The 19,594-nt window shown below is 57.1% G+C and carries 12 protein-coding genes; 10 read left to right on the top strand and 2 right to left on the bottom strand.

What is annotated here, in order from left to right:
* The first annotated feature begins 82 nt into the window (after positions 1-82).
* The 5 genes from KHU29_RS08195 (at position 83) to KHU29_RS08215 (ending at position 7,949) form a co-directional block, all read left to right on the top strand.
* Complete coding sequence (locus KHU29_RS08195; protein WP_211452371.1) at positions 83-976, top strand: HTH-type transcriptional regulator ArgP; 894 nt, start codon at positions 83-85, stop codon at positions 974-976.
* A 205-nt stretch (positions 977-1,181) separates the two neighbouring features.
* Positions 1,182-3,866 carry a TonB-dependent receptor domain-containing protein gene (locus KHU29_RS08200; RefSeq protein WP_246541688.1) on the top strand — a complete coding sequence of 895 codons (2,685 nt, stop codon included), beginning with the start codon at positions 1,182-1,184 and terminating at the stop codon, positions 3,864-3,866.
* 73 nt (positions 3,867-3,939) lie between these two features.
* Complete coding sequence (locus KHU29_RS08205; protein WP_211452316.1) at positions 3,940-5,511, top strand: thioredoxin family protein; 1,572 nt, start codon at positions 3,940-3,942, stop codon at positions 5,509-5,511.
* 91 nt (positions 5,512-5,602) lie between these two features.
* Positions 5,603-6,274, top strand: coding sequence for a glutathione S-transferase (locus tag KHU29_RS08210; protein WP_211452317.1), 672 nt, complete (start codon positions 5,603-5,605; stop codon positions 6,272-6,274).
* A 181-nt stretch (positions 6,275-6,455) separates the two neighbouring features.
* Positions 6,456-7,949: an AMP nucleosidase gene (locus tag KHU29_RS08215; protein ID WP_211452318.1), complete on the top strand. Its 1,494-nt coding sequence runs from the start codon at positions 6,456-6,458 to the stop codon at positions 7,947-7,949.
* Here KHU29_RS08215 and KHU29_RS08220 read toward each other — a convergent pair.
* Both KHU29_RS08220 and KHU29_RS08225 read right to left on the bottom strand, forming a co-directional pair.
* Complete coding sequence (locus KHU29_RS08220; RefSeq protein ID WP_211452319.1) at positions 7,927-9,147, bottom strand: YbfB/YjiJ family MFS transporter; 1,221 nt, start codon at positions 9,145-9,147, stop codon at positions 7,927-7,929. The two genes, KHU29_RS08215 and KHU29_RS08220, sit on opposite strands and share 23 nt — an antisense overlap.
* Before the next feature lie 26 nt (positions 9,148-9,173).
* Complete coding sequence (locus KHU29_RS08225) at positions 9,174-10,268, bottom strand: NAD(P)H-dependent flavin oxidoreductase (RefSeq protein WP_211452320.1); 1,095 nt, start codon at positions 10,266-10,268, stop codon at positions 9,174-9,176.
* A gap of 142 nt (positions 10,269-10,410) precedes the next feature.
* Between KHU29_RS08225 and KHU29_RS08230 the strand changes: the two genes are divergently transcribed.
* From KHU29_RS08230 to KHU29_RS08250, 5 genes are all read left to right on the top strand, one after another.
* Positions 10,411-11,310, top strand: a complete 900-nt coding sequence (locus tag KHU29_RS08230) for a LysR family transcriptional regulator (RefSeq protein ID WP_211452321.1) — start codon at positions 10,411-10,413, stop codon at positions 11,308-11,310.
* 79 nt (positions 11,311-11,389) lie between these two features.
* The gene (locus KHU29_RS08235; RefSeq protein WP_211452322.1) at positions 11,390-12,112 is read left to right on the top strand and encodes a transposase; all 723 of its coding nucleotides are present in this window, start codon (positions 11,390-11,392) and stop codon (positions 12,110-12,112) included.
* Positions 12,113-12,290: 178 nt separating this feature from the next.
* The gene (locus KHU29_RS08240) at positions 12,291-16,979 is read left to right on the top strand and encodes a glutamate synthase-related protein (protein ID WP_211452323.1); all 4,689 of its coding nucleotides are present in this window, start codon (positions 12,291-12,293) and stop codon (positions 16,977-16,979) included.
* A 95-nt stretch (positions 16,980-17,074) separates the two neighbouring features.
* On the top strand, positions 17,075-18,538 hold the full coding sequence (locus KHU29_RS08245; protein ID WP_211452324.1) for a glutamate synthase subunit beta: 1,464 nt from the start codon (positions 17,075-17,077) through the stop codon (positions 18,536-18,538).
* A 248-nt stretch (positions 18,539-18,786) separates the two neighbouring features.
* Positions 18,787-19,590 carry an ABC transporter ATP-binding protein gene (locus tag KHU29_RS08250; RefSeq protein ID WP_211452325.1) on the top strand — a complete coding sequence of 268 codons (804 nt, stop codon included), beginning with the start codon at positions 18,787-18,789 and terminating at the stop codon, positions 19,588-19,590.
* The last annotated feature ends 4 nt before the right edge of the window (positions 19,591-19,594 follow it).

Here is a 19,594-nt window from a genome sequence, read left to right on the forward strand (position 1 = left end):
TGCAATAAAACACTCGTTAAATAAAATTAAGTATTATTAATGAATCATAAATTTTTCTTATCTAAGGAAATTCAATATGAATCTGCATTTGAACCTGAATCCAAAACACACCGAGGCCTTTCGCGCGGTGATCGAAACCGGCAGCTTCGAGCAAGCCGCGGTGAGGCTGCACCTGACTTCACCGGCCATATCGCAGCGCGTGCATGCGCTTGAAAGCATGTTGGGCAATGCCTTGATCGTGCGCTGCCGTCCTGCGCGCGCTACCCGGACGGGGCACAGGCTGATGCAATATCTGAAGCGTGCGCAAATGCTGGAAGCGGATCTGGCGGCAGAGTTGGCGGTGGAACAGGATGCGCCGATGCGACTGGTGCTGGCATTGAATGCCGATTCGATCGGCACCTGGTTTTTTCCTGCTTTGTCAGACGTGCTGATACGCGAAAAAGTTCTGCTGGACCTGACCGTGGAAGATCAGGATCACACTTACTCGCTGCTGGAAACCGGCATGGCAATTGGCTGCATTAGCACGGAACCGAAGCCGATGCGTGGCTGTTCGGCCGAGCTATTGGGAGTGATGCGCTACTGGTTGGTAGCGGCAGAAGAATTTTCCGACCGTTGGTTTGCAGATGGCTTGACGCGTAAGGCGGCGCGCAATGCGCCGGTGGTGGCGTACACCCATAAAGACACATTGCAATCGTCTTTCTTGCTGAGCAAACTGGGCTTGCCGGAGGGCGCGTATCCGTGCCACTACGTTCCCGGCGCCGCGTCGCATTTCAATGCGATTCGCTACGGCCTGGGCTACGGCATGGTGCCGGAACTTCTGCTCAAGGCCAGTGCCGGCAAACATGAAATGATTTATCTTGCACCGAACAAGCCGCTCGAGTTGGCGTTGTATTGGCATACCTGGAAGGTGCAATCGCCGCGCATGGAAAATCTGTCGCGTCAGATCATTTCGGCAGCGCGAAAAATCCTGAAGTAGTCGCGCCTGCATTTGGCGCACATAGCGCATATCGATATGTAAAACCATCAGTTTGTATTGCCGCCTGTCTACTATATTCTCCACTCCCATTAGTTGACGCAACTAAAGACGCAACAATTCTTTACAAAAGAATACATGGGAAGGATGAGTAACGAATATGCCTAGATGCACGCACAGATTCAAAACCCTGCCAGCGCAGACTGCGTTGTTGATCGCTATTGCAGCGCCAAATCTCTATCAAGCGGCGTACGCGCAATCAGCGGACGACAACACCGCCGCCAGCGACACCAAACCAGTACTGGTCACCGGCTCCCGAATTCCCCGCGCCGGCAAGGAAGGACCGACCAGCGTAACCGTGATCACCAGCGAGGATATCGAAAAGCAAGGCTACCGCAATGTATACGATGCCCTTAGCGCGCAGACCCAGAATACCGGTATGACGCAAGGCGCCGACTTCGGCAACACTTTTACTCCTGCAGCGAATACCATCAGCTTGCGTGGCCTCGGCCCGAATCACACCTTGATCCTGCTGAACGGCAGGCGGATTGCCGACTATCCGGTGGCTTATGACGGCTCGGTCAACTTCGTCAACCTGGCCAATATTCCATCGGGACTGGTGGACCGTATCGAGATATTGAACAGCGGTGCATCGGCCATCTACGGATCGGACGCGATTGCCGGCGTGGTCAATATCATTACGAAAAAGCAGATCAGCGGCGTCGATATCAACGTAAAGGCTGGCGGCACCCGGGACGGTGGCGGCTCTAGTCAGCGGATTCAAATCACCGGCGGCGGCGGCAGTGGAAACCTGAGCGGGCTTTTCGGTATAGAACTAAGTCGGACCCAGCCTATCTGGAGCCGCCAGCGCGACTTCATGTCATCGGCGTCTTCCGACGGCACCACGCCGACCCGCGTTTTTTCACGGAAAAACGTCGACAGCGGGAAATACATTGATCCAAGCGCTGCAACCTGCGACCAGCTCGGCAATCTGTTCTACGATAGCGTGGTCCGGGTAAAGTCAAAGTCCGGCGTGTATTGCGGCAGTGGCAAGGCGCAACCGGCCTATTGGACCACAATGACCCAGAACGAAAGCGAAAATCTGTTCGGCAGCTTGCGCTATCAGTTGAACGCCAAGACCGAATTGTTCAGCGATCTGATGCTGGGATTTAACGCTACGCAAAACAATACGCGCGGCCCTAACTGGACTTCTGAAGCAGTCAGCAATAGCTATTTTTTCAACCAGAACAGCGGCAACAACGAAAGCTGGTCACGTCGGATTTCTCCGGAAGAAATCGGTGGAGCCACGCGTTACAACCGAAAATGGAACGACGTCGCAGCCAACCTGACGGTAGGCGTGCGCGGCGATATTCCGTCGACCGACAGCTGGAACTACGAAGCCGCTTACAACATCTCCGCTTATACCAGCCGCAAGACCACACCTTTGCTGTTGAGTAATGTCGACAGTTTTTTCCTCGGCCCGCGCCTTGGCTACGATGCCGACGGCGTCGCCATCTATGCGCCGGATCCGAAAAGACTGTACCAGCCGTTGACCCCGGATCAGTTCAATTCGATCACCGGCGACGCAATCAGCCGCGATAAATCCTGGACCCAGACCTTGAGCCTGAGCGCCAACGGTGAACTGTTCAATCTGCCGGCCGGGCCGGTGCGCCTGGCTGCGATTACTGAATTCGGTAGTCAAGGTTTCAGCAACACACCTGACCCGCAAATCAACCAAGGCGTGTTCTACAACCAGGCCGCTGCAAACGGCGCCAGCGGCTCGCGTCAACGCTATGCCGTGGGAACAGAGCTGAACATACCGATCATCAAGCAGCTGGTCGCGACTGTGGCCGGACGCTACGACGAATACAACTTCGCCGGCCGCAACGATGGTAAATTCACCTATAACACCGGGCTCGAATTCCGTCCCGCCAAGACCTTGCTGTTTCGCGGTAACTACGCAACCAGTTTCCGCGCGCCGGACATGAACTATATCTATTCGTCGACCACCCGCGGCTACTATTCATCGACTACCGATTACTACCGCTGCGCGCAGGCAGGGCAGCCGCTGGCAGGCTGTGAATTCAACAACTATTCACCGGGTGCGAATTACATTCAGACCGGCAGCAAGGACCTGAAATCCGAGAACGGCAAATCCTGGAGCTACGGTGTGGTGTGGTCGCCAAGTTCCAACTTCGACGTATCGGCCGATTTCTGGCGTATCCAGATCGATAACCTGGTCACCAATCTCGATCCGGACACTATCCTGCACAATGAAGCCAATTGCCGTGCCGGGCAGCTGGACATCAATTCGCCGATCTGCGTCGATGCGCTGGCGCGGGTGCAGCGTAACCCGGCCAATGCTATCTTCAATCCGAATGCTATCCAGAATATTCTGGTCAATCCGATCAATGCTGCGTCGGAACGCACCAGCGGCCTGGATGTAAGCGGAAAATGGCGCATCAAGGCTGGTGGTGCCGGCGATTTCCTGCTGAAGGCGAATTACACCAAGGTGCTCAGCCATCACTACAAGCAGTTTGCCGCCGACCCGGATTCAGATGAATTGAATTCGCTGACAAATCCTGACTGGGGTTCAAAGGTCAATGCCAGCGTTACCTGGCTGCGCAACAAATGGACCAGCACAGTGCAAGTCACGCGTTACGGCAGTTTGCCCAGCGCCGACCAGACCCGCCGCATTTCACCGTTCGCATTGGTCAACCTGAGCGCCAGTTACCAGATCAACCCGCGAGCATCAGTGTCGCTGATCGTCAATAATGTGTTTAATTCCGTGAAGCAAGACAATACCGCCGGTTGGCCGTATTATCCCGTGGGTAACTACAATCCCTATGGTCGTCAGGGTTGGCTGGAATTCAATTATCACTTTGGTTCGTAAAAGATATTTTCATGGCCGCAGCTGGCTCCGGTCCGTTGCGGCTTTACCTGTGTGCATGATGGATGAGTATACGATGAAGAATTTATCCGCTACCGCGGCGGTGTTTGCCGCAATGCTGTGCGCCGCCGCGCCGGCTATGGCCTTGACTGCTACCGAATCGAAACCGGCAACTGCAACTGCAGCAGCAGCGGAAGGCATCAATTGGTATGACGGCGACGTCGATGCCGCTTTCGCCTTTGCCAAAGCGCATAACAAACCTTTGTTCCTGTATTGGGGCGCGACGTGGTGCCCGCCATGCAATCAAGTCAAAGCCACGATTTTTAACCGGCAAGGTTTTATCGAACGCTCGCGTTTCTTCGTGCCGGTGCATATTGATGGCGACAGCGCCGGCGCACAAAAACTTGGCGAGCGTTTCAAGGTACGCGGCTACCCGACCATGATCCTGTTCAAGCCCGACGGTACCGAAATCACCCGTTTGCCAGGCGAAGTCGACGCCGACCGCTACTTGCAGACGCTGACACTCGGCATCAGCGCCAATCGTCCGGTCAGGCAAACCTTGCAGGCAGCTCTCGCCGGCGGCAAGTTGACTGCGGACGAGTGGCGTTTGCTGGCGTACTACTCTTGGGATACCGATGAGCAGCAGCTGGTCGGCAGTAAGGAGTTATCGTCCACGCTGAAGCGGTTGGCCGCAAACTGCCCGCCTGGCGATACCGCCAATCGCCTGGCCTTGAGCGCATTGTTAGCTGCAGCTACCGCTAAGCCGGGTGAAGCCGCTAGCGTTGACAAAACGGCAGCGGCAGCGCAATTGACGAAGGCGGTGAGCGATGTCCATACGGCACGTGAGAATATGGACATATTTGCCAACTATCCTGCCGAGCTGGTGGTATCGGCTACGCTGCCGAAAACGCAGGCCCGCGCAAAGCTGATCGCCGCCTGGGGTCTCGCCATGCAGCGTCTGTCCGGCGATAACACGCTATCCAAGACTGATCGCTTATCGGCCTTGGCGGCACAAGTAACGCTGGCACGCATCGATATCCCGGACGGCGCGCTGGCGCCGGCCTTGCTCAAAGACGTGCGGCAACGCGTGGCCCAAGCCGATAGCGCAACCACCGATGCCTATGAGCGGCAATCGGTGATCAATACCGGCGCGCATGCCTTGAGCGATGCCGGCTTGCTGGATGATTCGGACCGTTTACTCAAGGCGGAGCTGAAACGTTCGCATGCGCCATACTATTTCATGCTTAGCCTGGCCTCGAATGCCAAGAAACGTGGCGACAAAGCCGGCGCCATCAACTGGTATGAACAAGCCTACCAGGCAGCACAGGGACCGGCGACACGCCTGCAATGGGGCGCGGCGTATTTGTCTGGCTTGCTGGAGCTGGCGCCGCAGGACGAAAGCCGCATAGAAAAGGTCGCGCATGGCGTATTGCAGGAGCTGGGCAGCACCCAGAATGCATTCTACGAACGTAATCGTTCGGTGCTGGAGCGCTTGGGGAAAAAACTCAATACCTGGAATGGCGACGGCAAGCATCAGGCGGTGCTAGGGCGTTTGCGGCTGCAACTGGATGCTGTGTGCGGCAAATTGCCGGCGGCAGATGCGCAGCGGACCACTTGCCAGAGTTTGCTGAATCCAGCCCAGGTATAGTAAAACGGGATCATTCCGGATAAATCGGTTACGCTAGGGGAATGTATTTTCTCCTTGTGTTTCCTCATTTACTTGACCGGACCGACCGACCATGATCATTGTTCATCATCTCAACAACTCCCGTTCACAACGCGTACTGTGGCTGCTCGAAGAACTGGGGCTGGATTATGAGATCAAACTGTATCAACGCGATCCGAAAACCATGTTGGCGCCGCCTTCGCTGAAAGCGGTTCATCCCCTGGGGAAATCGCCGGTCATCACAGATGGCGACAATACGATTGCCGAATCGGGCGCGATTATCGAGTACCTGGTGCAACAATATGGCAACGGTCGCCTGATTCCGGCGGCGGGCAGCAAGGATCGTCTGCGCTACACTTACTGGCAGCATTATGCCGAAGGTTCGGCCATGCCGCCGCTGCTGATGAAGCTGATCTTCGGACGCCTGGGGCGGCCGCCGATGCCGGCTCTTCTGCGGCCCCTGGCGCGTTCGATTGCGAACGGCGTGCAGCGCAACTACATCGATCCGCAACTCAAGACGCATCTCGATTTCATGGAAGGCGAGCTGGGTAAATCGACCTGGTTTGCCGGCGAAGAATTCAGCGCCGCCGATATCCAGATGAGCTTCCCGCTGGAAGCTTCGCAATCGCGCGGCGGCCTGGACGCCAGCCGGCCGAACCTGTTCGCCTTTTTACAACGGATCCATGCACGGCCGGCATATCAGCGTGCGATCGAAAAGGGCGGTAAATACGATTTGCTGAAGTAATCTTGTACTGTAATACCGTACTTGCCCTGGCTTTCGAATCTCTCTCGTATCTTCACTCGTATCTGCACTCTCACCCCACGCTCGCGCCAATCCCGTTAGAATTGAACTGTAAGGTCCGGATAAAACTGTCCGGACCGTGACGCCAATCGGCTTGACGTACAGATATCGCTACGGAGATTCAATGTTCCCGACTGAGCAATTCACCGATCCCCACGCCGCTGTCGCGCGCGTGCAAGAGATTTATGAGCATCACACCGCGTTATTGCGGGACGCTTTCAAACGCTTTTCGAATGGCGAAGTAATGCCGGAACGGATACGCGCCTGCTATCCGTTTGTACGCGTTACGACCGAATTCAACACCCGTTCCGATACCCGTCAGTCCTTCGGTTTCGTGTCCGGCCCTGGTGTCTATGAAACTACGCTGACCCGGCCGTCGCTCTACACAAACTATCTGGTCAGCCAGTTCAAGCTACTGCGCGATAACCACGATGTGCCGTTGGAAGTCGGTGTCAGCGACATGCCGATTCCGGTGCACTTTGCCTTCCCCGAAGGGATCCATGTCGAAGGTAATCTGGATCCCGATCATTTGCGGACTTTGCCGGATGTGTTCGACCTGCCGAACCTGGCGACCATGGATGACCGCATCGTCAACGGCACTTATGAGGAAATGCCGGGCGATCCGCATCCGCTGGCTTTGTTTACAGCGCCGCGTATCGATTATTCGCTGCACAGGCTGAAGCATTACACGGCGACTTCACCGGACCGTTTTCAGCGCTATGTGTTGTTTACCAACTATGCGTTTTATGTCGATGAGTTTATCCGCATGGGACGCGAGCTGATGCAAGCCACCAGCGATCCGGAGCAGCGCGCTTACCGTCAGCAATACACGGCATTTGTCGAGCCGGGCGATTTGACGACCTGGAATGCCAACCTCGACGATCTGCCTTCCGATCGCGCACTCACTGGCATCGCGCCGGCGCGCCAGCCGCAAATGCCGGCCTATCATTTGCAACGCGCCGACGGTTCCGGTATCACGCTGATCAATATCGGCGTCGGCCCGTCGAATGCCAAAACCATTACCGATCACGTTGCGGTATTGCGCCCGCACGGCTGGATCATGCTGGGCCATTGCGCCGGTTTGTCGACATCGCAGCGGATGGGCGATTACGTACTGGCGCACGCCTATGTGCGCGACGATCATGTGCTCGATGACGACTTGCCGCTGTGGGTGCCGGTGCCGGCGCTGGCCGAGGTGCAACTGGCGTTGCAGGATGCGGTGGCTGCCATCACTCAGCTGGAAGGTTATGAATTGAAGCGCATCATGCGTACCGGTACGGTGGCGTCTATCGACGATCGCAACTGGGAGTTGCGCGATCATCGCAAGCCGCTGTTGCGCTTTAATCAAAGCCGTGCGATTGCGCTGGATATGGAAAGCGCCACGGTGGCCGCCAACGGTTTCCGTTTCCGGGTTCCATACGGCACGCTGCTGTGCGTGTCGGACAAACCGTTACATGGTGAAATCAAATTGCCTGGGATGGCCAATCGTTTTTACGAGCAGCGGGTTAACCAGCATTTGAAGATTGGCATCAAGGCGCTGGAATTGTTGCGCAATCAAGGTGTCGAGCAGCTGCACAGCCGCAAGCTGCGCAGTTTCAGCGAGCCGGCGTTCCGCTGATCGGGACGTTGCCTGCTTGTTTGCGGCTGTGTCTATACATCGCAGTCAATAACACGGCGCCTGCCAGCAGCGCCAGTGCCGCCACGCTCAGTGACGAGGTGAAACTGCCGCTGCTTCGCACCAGGCGCGTCGCCAGCGGCGGTCCGATGATTTGTCCGACGCCGTACGCGGCAGTCAGCATCCCCATCAAGCTCCGCGCGTGATCGCCGCGCAGACGGCGGGCATCGCGCATTGCGAATAAAGTGATCGCGGTAAACGGCATGCCGAGCAAGATGCTGCCGAGCGCAAAGCCAGTCACGCTGGGCGCGACTATGCCGATCAGGATGCCGCATGCTTGCAGCAGATAACAGGCGGCCAGCAACAGCCGGTTATCCCAGTGGGTTGGTAATCTGGTTGCCAGCAAGGCCCCGATCGAGACGCATATACCGAACAAGGGCCAGAATAAATCCGGCCAGTTCGAACCAGGCAAGGCCTGCCGTGCGATCACAGGCAGGAAGGTCGCGGTGATGATGTAGCCGAAGCCGGCCAACGCATACGCCAAGGTCAGGCCACGGGTCTGGCGCGTGACTTGCGCTGGTTCCAGGCCATGTGCCGCCGGTGCCGGTGTGGCTGTTGCAGCAGTCGATCCCGAGAAGGTCGGCCATACCAGCGCCGTCAGTATCAATGCCAGCAGCCCGTACAACAGCCAGCCGTGTTCGGCCCGCCAATGCTGCGTCACCATCGCGCTGGTCGCCAGCCCGGTGATGAGAATGCCGATCCCCGGGCCGCAATAAATGATGCCGCCCAGCGCTGACGCCTTCAATTGCGCCAGGCGTTGCAGGCACCAGCCGGACCCGAATACAAACACCCCGGCGCTGGCAATACCTGCCAGTGTGCGCAACAGCAGCCACAGCATCGGCGAATGCCATACACCCATTCCCAGCGTCAGCAGGACGGTTGCAACCAAGCCGATCTTGATGGCGCGGGTGGGGCTGACATGCAGCACCATGCACAGCAGGGCGCCGAGCAGATAGCCGGCATAATTGGCGGTCGCCAGCCAGCCACCGGCCGCCAGATCTATCACGCCGTCATGCAGCATCATCGGCAACAGCGGCGTGAAAGCGAAGCGGCCGATGCCCATCGCGACGGCCAACGCCAGTAATCCGGCCAATGCTACGCGCCAGGCTTCGCGGTCGGGATCGGCTTTCGCTTCATTCATGGCGGCTGTGCTTTGCTGATTTTTGCTCAAGTCATTTCTCTCTGATGCTGGTGGTTGCCGACAGCTTGCAGCTCCGATGCCAGGGTTGCCACCAGCTGCGCCGCAGGTAGGGGCCGCGTCATCGCCACGCCTTGACCAGCCCACAACGACATGAATTCCGATCGACCCAGTTTAGCAGCGGTCTGGCGGATTTCCGCGCTCAGCGCATTTTGAATCGGATAAGCCGGCACCGCGCTTTCGTGCGGCCGCATCTGCTCCATGTACGGATTGACGATGCCGCGTGCGTATCTGCCTGAAAAGCTGCGGGTCAGGCGCGTGCTGTCGTCTGCGGCGCTAGCCAGCTGTTCCCGCCAGGCCGGCGCTATGCCCGATTCCGGGCTCGCCAGGAAGGCTGTGCCCAGTTGCGCTGCCTGCGCGCCCAGCAGCATGGCGGCGGCGATACCGCGGCCATCCATGATGCCGCCGGCAGCGATCACCGGTACTTTGACTGCGGCAGCCACTTGTGGAATCAATGTCATCAAGCCGATGCAGGATTGTTCGATATCGCCGATAAATGTCGCCCGATGGCCGCCGGCTTCACCGCCTTGGACGCAGATGAAATCGGCGCCTGCTTGTTCCCAGGCTCGCGCTTCGGCGACATTGGTTGCCGTGCCGATGACCTTGCAACCCTTGCGTTGGAATTGCGCCACCGTTGCGGCATCGAGTATGCCGAAGGTGAAGCTGACAACCGGAGGCGCTGCTTCCAGCAAGGCAGCCAATTGATCCTGGAAGGTTTCGCTGAATTTCTGCGGCGTTGTCGCCGGACCGAGACCGAGTGCGGTGCGGAACGGCAGCAAGCGCGCCTGCGCGGCATCGAGTTCGGCTGTGCTTGGCTGGATCGGCTGCAGGATGAATAGATTGACGTTGAACGGTTGTGAAGTCAGGCTGCGGATTTTTTCCACGGCTTCGATGATCGCCGCCGGTGGAAGCAGGGCAGCCGCAAACGAACCCAAGCCCCCGGCATTGCTGACAGCAGTCACCAGTTCAATCGGCGAACCGCCATTCATCGGTCCTTGCACGATCGGATAACGGATGCCGAGCGCTGTCGTGAATGCTGTTGCGCCTTTGTCGATGTCGGACATGCTGATGCTCCTGATAATTGTGTGGCGGTTGTGTGGCAGCCATGATCGGATATTCTCTGGCCGTATTACGTATGCTACCTTGACAGAATCATTCTGAAAAATGAATAATAAAAATGTTATACATCTTTGATTGAGATGAATTATGGATTTGTTATCTCTGGAAATTTTCCGTACCGTGGTCCGCGAAGGCGGCATTACCCGTGCCGCGGAGCAATTGCACCGGGTGCAATCAAGCGTGACGACGCGCATACGCCAGCTTGAAGCCTCGCTAGGCGTGCCGCTGTTTTCACGCGACCACAAGCGCATGGTGCTGACACCCGCCGGTGAAACCCTGCTCGGCTACGCCGAACGTCTATTGAATCTGGCCGGCGAAGCACGCGAAGCGGTGCAACCCGCAGTCCCGCAAGGGCGCCTGCGCATCGGCTCGATGGAAAGCACCGCCGCCAGCCGCTTGCCGATACCGCTGGCCCGTTTCCATCAAGAATGGCCGGCGGTGCAACTTGAGCTCAGCACCGGCCCCACCCAGCAACTAATCGACCGGGTCCGCGCGTTTACCTTAGACGCCGCTCTGGTAGCCGGCCCGCTGGAAGATCCGCTCTTTGACATGCTACCGCTCTATGCCGAAGAGCTGGTAGTGCTAGCCGCCCGCAGCCACCCGCCGATAAACAGCCCCGACGACATACAAAGCCGCACCCTGATAGCCTTCGAACACGGCTGCGCCTACCGCCGCCACGCCGAAAACTGGTTAGCATCCGGCAGTGTCCCCGGCCGCCGTCCAGACCGCATCCTCGAACTCGGCTCCTACCACGCCATGCTAGCCTGCGTCGCCGCCGGCGCCGGCATAGCCCTGGCCCCCCGATCCGTACTGGAATTGCACAACACCACGGACAGCCTCGCAATCAACTCCATCGGCCCCGCCGGCAAAGTCACCACCTACCTGATCCGCCGCCAAGACTACAGCTCCCCAGCCTTCAACGCCCTAAGCCAGATCCTGCAAGCAGAAGCCCTAAAGCCCAAACAATTAGGGTCAGAGTCAAATTAATCGATGCAATTAAAACAATTGGGGTCAGAGTCGAATTAATCGGTAAAATAGCAGCTCTATCCATCGATCCCTTTTTGCCATGGCCCGCCAGCCCCGACTCGTCATTCCCAATCAGCCGCATCACTTGATCCAGCGTGGCGTCGACCGCCAGGCAATCTTTCGCGAGACGGAAGACTATGTGAATTTTCTTGGCCGCTTGCGCGATGCCGCCAAGCAATACAAAGTTTCCATCCATGCATATGTACTGATGAGTAATCACATACATCTGCTCGCCACGCCTTCCGATACAGAAGGTTTGGCGAAAATGATGCAGTGGGTAGGGCGTTTCTACGTGCCTTATTTCAATCAGAAATATGAGCGGGTCGGGACTTTGTGGCAAGGACGCTACAGGGCTACGGTGATAGATTCTGAGCGCTATTTCATGTTGTGTAGTTGCTACATCGACCAGAATCCGGTGCGCGGCGGCATTGTGGCGACGCCTGGCGAATACCCGTGGTCGAGTTATTTGCACCATGTCGGCGTGAAGGCCGATCCTTTGGTTGTGGATCACGCATTGTATTGGGCGTTGGGCAATACGCCGTTCGATCGTGAGGCAGCTTATAAACAAATGGCAGAGCAAGCACTTACATCCGACCAGGCGCGCCAGCTGATGGATGCTACCAACAAGGGTTGGGCGCTGGGCTCGGAAAAATTCAAATCAAATCTCGAGAAGCAGGGCAATCTCAGAGTGCGGCCGGGCAAACGTGGGCGGCCATTCAAGGCGCAGCCCGAGACCGCAGATCAGCCGCCAGAGCGCAAATAAAAAATAATAGGTAAGGCATGAACGGCATCAAATGCACTAAATTGACTCTGTCCCTATTTAATTTTGGTGCAAAAATTGATCTATTTAATTTGACTCTGACCCCATTTATTGTGATTGAAGTCTGGGGCGGTCTGCACTATTCTTAATGTCCTTACTCTCAAAGTGGTGGAGCAACGTTATGCAAGCGCAAGGTTTATACGATCCGGCTAATGAGCACGATGCCTGCGGCGTCGGTTTTATCGCCCATATCAAAGGCAAGAAGAGCCACTCGATTATTGAGCAGGGTTTGCTGATCCTGAAGAATCTGGATCATCGGGGTGCGGTCGGTGCGGATAAACTGATGGGCGACGGCGCCGGGATTCTGATTCAGGTGCCGGACCAGTTTTATCGCGAAGAAATGGCGAAGCTGGGTGTGACCTTGCCGCCACCGGGTGAGTTTGGCGTCGGTATGGTGTTCTTGCCTAAAGAGAACGCTTCCCGTATCGCTTGCGAACAGGAAATCGAACGCGCGGTGCTGGCTGAAGGCCAGGTCGTGCTGGGATGGCGCGATGTGCCGGTGGATATCGAGATGCCGATGTCGCCGACTGTGCGCGACAAGGAGCCGGTGATCCGCCAGATCTTTATCGGCCGCGGCCCGGATATCATGGTGACCGATGCGCTCGAGCGTAAGTTATATGTGATCCGTAAATCGTCCGGCCACGCGATCCAGGCACTGAACCTGTTGCATGGCAAGGAATTCTTCGTGCCGTCGATGTCGGCGCGTACCGTGGTCTACAAGGGCTTGCTGCTGGCGGACCAGGTTGGCGTGTATTACAAGGATCTGCAAGATCCGCGCTGCCTGTCGGCGCTGGCGCTGGTGCATCAACGCTTCTCCACCAACACCTTCCCTGAATGGCCGCTGGCTCACCCGTATCGCCTGCTGGCGCATAACGGTGAGATCAACACCGTTAAAGGCAATTTCAACTGGATGCGTGCACGTGAAGGCGTGATGAAGTCGGCTGTGCTGGGCGACGATCTGAAAAAATTGTTCCCGCTGATCTATGAAGGCCAGTCCGATACCGCCTGTTTCGATAACGCGCTCGAACTGTTGCTGATGGCTGGTTATCCGATTGCGCAAGCGATGATGATGATGATTCCGGAAGCGTGGGAAAACCACACGACCATGGATGACAACCGTCGCGCCTTCTACGAATACCACGCTGCGATGATGGAGCCATGGGATGGCCCTGCAGCGATGGCGTTTACCGATGGCCGTCATATCGGCGGCACGCTGGATCGCAACGGTTTGCGTCCGGCGCGTTATATCGTCACCGACGACGACTTCGTGGTGATGGCGTCCGAATCCGGCGTATTGCCGATCCCGGAATCCAAGATCATCCAGAAATGGCGTCTGCAACCGGGCAAGATGTTCCTGATCGACCTCGACGCTGGCCGCATCATCGATGACAAGGAATTGAAAGATACCTTCGCCAACGCCAAACCATACAAGCAATGGATTGAATCGGTGCGGGTCAAGCTGGATGAGCTGAAAGCGGAACCTTTTGAATCGGGTTCGACCATTCCGCTGCTGGATCGCCAGCAACTGTTCGGCTACACCCAGGAAGACATCAAGTTCCTGATGTCGCCGATGGCGGCCGCTGCTGAAGAAGCGATCGGCTCGATGGGTAACGACTCGCCGCTGGCGGTCATGTCCAGCAAGAACAAGACGCTGTATCACTATTTCAAGCAACTGTTCGCGCAAGTCACCAATCCGCCAATCGATCCGATTCGCGAAGCGATGGTGATGTCGCTGGTGTCCTTCATCGGACCGAAGCCGAACGTGCTGGATACAAACAACATCAATCCACCGATGCGCCTGGAAGTCACGCAGCCGATTCTGAATTACGACGATATCGCCAAATTGCGCAACATCGGCGCGCATACCGGCGGCAAGTTCAAGTCGTATGAACTGAACATCTGCTATCCGGTTGCCTGGGGCAAGGAAGGCATCGAAGCGCGCCTGGCATCGCTGTGCGCCAAGGCGGTTGATGCTGTCAAATCCGGCCACAACATCCTGATCGTATCGGACCGTAAGGTCGATGCCGAGCAAGTGGCGATCCCGGCATTGCTGGCTACTTCCGCGATTCACCAGCATCTGGTGAGCAAGGGTCTGCGCACTTCAACCGGCCTGGTAGTCGAAACCGGTTCGGCGCGCGAGACACATCACTTTGCATTGCTGGCCGGTTACGGCGCCGAAGCCATCCATCCTTACCTGGCGATGGATACCTTGACCGAACTGGCGCATGGCTTGCCGGGCGCGTTGTCGCCGGAAAAAGCGATCTACAACTTCCAGAAGGCGATCGGCAAGGGCTTGCTGAAAGTCATGTCGAAGATGGGTATTTCGACCTACATGTCGTATTGCGGCGCGCAGATTTTCGAAGCGATCGGCCTTAACAAGAGCATGACCCAGAAATACTTCAAGGGCACTTCATCGAATGTCGAAGGCATCGGCGTGTTTGAAGTGGCGGAAGAAGCCTTGCGCCTGCATCGCGCTGCGTTCAGCGACGATCCGGTGCTGGCCAATGCGCTCGACGCCGGCGGCGAATATGCATTCCGTGTCCGCGGTGAAGAACACATGTGGACACCGGACGCGATTGCCAAGCTGCAGCACTCGACCCGTGCCAATAATTTCAACAGCTATAAAGAGTACGCGCAGCTGATCAACGATCAGTCCAAGCGTCACATGACCTTGCGCGGTTTGTTTGAGTTCAAGATCGATCCAAGCAAGGCGATTCCGCTGGATGAAGTTGAACCGGCCAAGGAAATCGTCAAGCGTTTTGCTACCGGTGCGATGTCGCTCGGTTCGATTTCGACTGAGGCGCATGCCACGCTGGCAGTGGCGATGAACCGCATCGGCGGCAAGTCCAACACCGGCGAAGGCGGCGAGGACGAGAACCGCTATCGCCAGGAATTGAAGGGCATCCCGATCAAGCAAGGCGAAACCCTGGCGTCGGTGATCGGTAAAGACCGCATTGAAGTCGATATCCCGCTGCAAGCCGGCGATTCGCTGCGCTCCCGCATCAAGCAGGTGGCGTCCGGGCGTTTCGGCGTGACTGCGGAATACCTGATCTCCGCTGACCAGATCCAGATCAAGATGGCACAGGGCGCGAAGCCGGGCGAGGGTGGTCAGTTGCCAGGTCACAAGGTGTCCGAGTACATCGCCAAGCTGCGTTTCTCGGTGCCTGGCGTCGGCCTGATTTCGCCGCCGCCGCATCATGATATTTATTCGATCGAAGATTTGGCGCAGCTGATTCACGATCTGAAAAACGTCAATCCACGCGCTTCGATCTCGGTCAAGCTGGTGTCCGAAGTCGGTGTCGGCACCGTGGCTGCCGGTGTGGCAAAAGCCAAGTCGGATCACGTGGTGATCGCAGGCCATGACGGTGGCACCGGCGCTTCGCCTTTGTCGTCGATCAAGCATGCCGGTTCCCCTTGGGAATTGGGCCTGGCGGAAACCCAGCAAACGCTGGTACTGAACGGTTTGCGTAACCGCATCCGGGTTCAGGCCGACGGTCAGATGAAGACTGGCCGCGACGTTGTGATCGGTGCTTTGCTGGGCGCGGACGAGTTCGGTTTTGCTACCGCACCGCTGGTGGTTGAAGGCTGCATCATGATGCGCAAATGCCATCTGAATACTTGCCCGGTCGGCGTTGCAACGCAAGATCCTGTGCTGCGCGCCAAGTTCTCCGGCAAACCGGAGCACGTGGTCAACTTCTTCTTCTTCATTGCCGAAGAAGTGCGCCAGATCATGGCTTCGCTGGGTATCCGCAGTTTCAATGAACTGATCGGCCGTGCTGATTTGCTGGACAAATCGCGGGCGATCACCCACTGGAAAGCACAAGGCCTGGATTTCAGCCGTATTTTCTATCAGCCGGCATTGCCTGAAGGCGGCGTGTATTACCACACCGAAGAGCAGGATCACGGCCTGGACAAAGCGCTCGATCACAAATTGATCACGCAAGCCAAGGCCGCGCTGGACAAGGGCGAGCGCGTCTCGTTCATCTCGCCGATCAAGAATCTGAACCGTACCGTCGGTGCCATGCTGTCAGGCGAAGTCGCGAAGAAATACGGTCATGAGGGCCTGCCCGACGACACTATCCATATTCAGTTGCAAGGTACCGCAGGCCAGTCGGCAGGCGCGTTCCTGGCGCATGGCGTGACACTGGATCTGGTTGGCGAGGGTAATGACTACGTCGGCAAGGGATTGTCCGGCGGCCGCATTATCGTGCGTCCGAACACTGAGTTCCGTGGTCGTGCGGTCGACAACATCATCGCTGGCAATACAGTGCTGTACGGTGCGATTGCAGGCGAGGCTTTCCTCAACGGCGTCGCCGGCGAGCGCTTCGCGGTGCGTAACTCAGGTGCGATTGCGGTGGTTGAAGGCACCGGCGACCATGGTTGCGAATACATGACCGGCGGTACAGTGGTGGTGCTGGGCGACACCGGCCGTAACTTTGGCGCCGGCATGTCTGGCGGCATTGCTTATGTCTACGATCCGGACGGCACATTTGCTGCGCAATGCAACATGGCGATGGTGACGCTGGAATCGGTATTGAGCCAAGGCGAGCAAGAAGCCACGATCGATAAAGCGATCTGGCATAGCACCGTGCGCGGCGGCGAAGTACAGGCTGACGAAGCGATCTTGAAAGGTTTGATCGAGCGTCACTTCAAGTACACCGGCAGCACGCGCGCTCGCAACTTGCTGGATAACTGGGTTGCTTCGCGCAGTAAATTTGTCAAGGTGTTCCCGACTGAATACAAGCGGGCACTGAGCGAGTTGAATGCGGCCCGCAACGCCACGCCAGCCAAGGAAAAAGTCGCCGCGTAATCGATGGATTACGTTCAAGCCAAGTAACGATAAGGACCACCGCCGACCTGGAATGCAAGGTCGCGGTGCATCCTGTAGCCAAATGTGAGTGAAAAATGGGAAAAGTAACAGGGTTTATGGAGTTTCAACGGGTCGGCGAAACGTATGAAGCGCCGCTGGCACGTAAGAAGCATTACAAGGAATTCATCCTGAGTCTGAGCGATAGCGAAGCCAAGACTCAGGGCGCGCGTTGCATGGATTGCGGTATTCCATTCTGCAACAACGGCTGCCCGGTGAATAACATCATTCCTGACTGGAATGACCTGGTGTATCGCGGTGCTTATCACGAGGCGCTGGAGACTCTGCACTCGACCAACAATTTCCCGGAGTTTACCGGCCGCATCTGCCCTGCGCCATGCGAAAGCGCGTGCACCCTGGGCATCAACAGCGACCCGGTCGGCATCAAGTCGATCGAGCATTTCATCGTCGACAAGGGCTGGGAAAACGGCTGGATCGTGCCGCAACCGCCATTGGTCAAAACCGGTAAAAAAATTGCGGTGGTAGGCTCCGGGCCTGCAGGTCTGGCGGCGGCGCAACAGTTGGCGCGTATCGGCCATGACGTTACCGTGTTTGAAAAGAGCGATCGGATCGGCGGCTTGCTGCGTTACGGTATTCCTGATTTCAAGATGGAAAAATCGCACATTGATCGTCGTGTCGAGCAGATGGAAGCAGAAGGCGTGACTTTCCGCACCGGTGTTCTGGTCGGCAAGGATTTCCCGTCGAACGTGAACAACTGGGCCAAGAAAACCATTTCTCCAGACGAGCTGAAGGCGGAATTTGACGCTGTAGTGATTGCCGGCGGCGCTGAGCAGCCGCGCGATTTGCCGGTGCCAGGGCGCGAACTGAAGGGCGTGCATTTCGCCATGGATTTCCTGCCGCAGCAAAACAAGGTCAACGCCGGCGACAAGGTCAAGGATCAGATCCTGGCTGGCGGCAAGCACGTGGTGGTGATCGGCGGCGGCGATACCGGTTCCGATTGCGTCGGCACTTCCAATCGCCAGGGCGCGGTATCGATCCAGCAGTTCGAGCTGATGCCGCAACCGCCGGAACTGGAAAACAAGCCGCTGGTATGGCCGTACTGGCCAACCAAGTTGCGCACCTCGTCTTCGCATGAAGAAGGTTGCGACCGTGACTGGGCAGTGGCAACCAAGCGCCTGGAAGGCAAGAACGGCAAAGTCGAGAAGTTGATTGCAGCCCGCGTCGAGTGGAAAGACGGCAAGATGCAGGAAGTGCCGAATTCGGAATTCGAAATGAAGGCTGACCTGGTGTTCCTGGCCATGGGCTTCGTCTCGCCGGTGGCGCAGGTGCTGGAGGCGTTTGGCGTCGACAAGGATGCGCGCGGCAATGCCAAGGCCACTACCGACGGTGACGGCTGCTACCAGACTTCGGTCGATAAAGTGTTTGCAGCTGGCGACATGCGTCGCGGCCAGTCGCTGGTGGTATGGGCGATCCGCGAAGGCCGTCAATGCGCGCGCGCAGTCGATGAATTCCTGATGGGGGCGTCGGTTTTGCCGCGCTAGTAAATCAGCTGCGATAAACTGCAATATCAACCGCGTTTCACCAGCGGTTTTGCAACATCCGGAGAAAGAGCATGTCAGTGGCAACGCGGGCGTGCTCTTTTTTCTGCGCCGGCCGTTTTGCACATGCATTCAGGCAATAGCCAAATTGTTGTAATAGCGGCACATATCAGTTTGTCTACTATTGGCGGGCTCTGAACGATTGTCGCATTTGCACTACAATACCCCCTTTGATTTATTCGGTGAGCAGTGTGGCAAATATCGTCGAGATTCGTGATCTGCAATTTGGCTATGGTGAGAGGTCGATTTTATCGGGTCTCAACATGGACTTTGCACGTGGCAAGGTGATCGCCGTCATGGGCGGCTCCGGCTCCGGCAAGACCACTATATTGCGGCTGATCGGCGGCCAGTTGCGGCCGCAGGCAGGTAGTGTCAAGGTCGACGGCGAAACGGTGCATGCACTGTCAACTTCAGCTTTGTATGCGCTGAGGCGCAAGATGGGCATGCTGTTTCAGAGCGGCGCTTTGTTTACCGACCTGACCGCATTTGAAAACGTCGCCTTCCCGTTGCGCGAACATACCGATTTGTCGCCAGATTTGTTAAACACGCTGGTGCTGCTGAAATTGAACGCGGTTGGCCTGCGCAATGCGGCGCAATTGAAGCCATCCGAGATTTCCGGCGGCATGGCAAGGCGGGTAGCGCTGGCGCGCGCGATAGCCCTGGATCCGTCGCTGATCATGTATGACGAACCGTTCGCCGGCCTGGATCCGATTTCCATGGGTGTGACGGCCAACCTGATCCGCAAGCTCAACGATGCGCTTGGTTCGACCAGTATCCTGGTGTCGCATGACGTCCATGAATCGTTTGGCATTGCCGACTATGTGTATTTCCTGTCGCAAGGGCAAATCGTGGCGCAAGGCACACCGGCTGAGATGTTGGCATCGACTCATCCGTACGTGAAACAATTCGTCAACGCTGAACCGGACGGTCCGGTGCCATTCCACTATCCTGGCAAATCGTTGTCCGAGGATCTGGGATTGAAGGGGCGCGTTTAATGCT

Source organism: Collimonas antrihumi (assembly GCF_018304965.1).
Taxonomy (GTDB): Bacteria; Pseudomonadota; Gammaproteobacteria; order Burkholderiales; family Burkholderiaceae_D; genus Collimonas; species Collimonas antrihumi.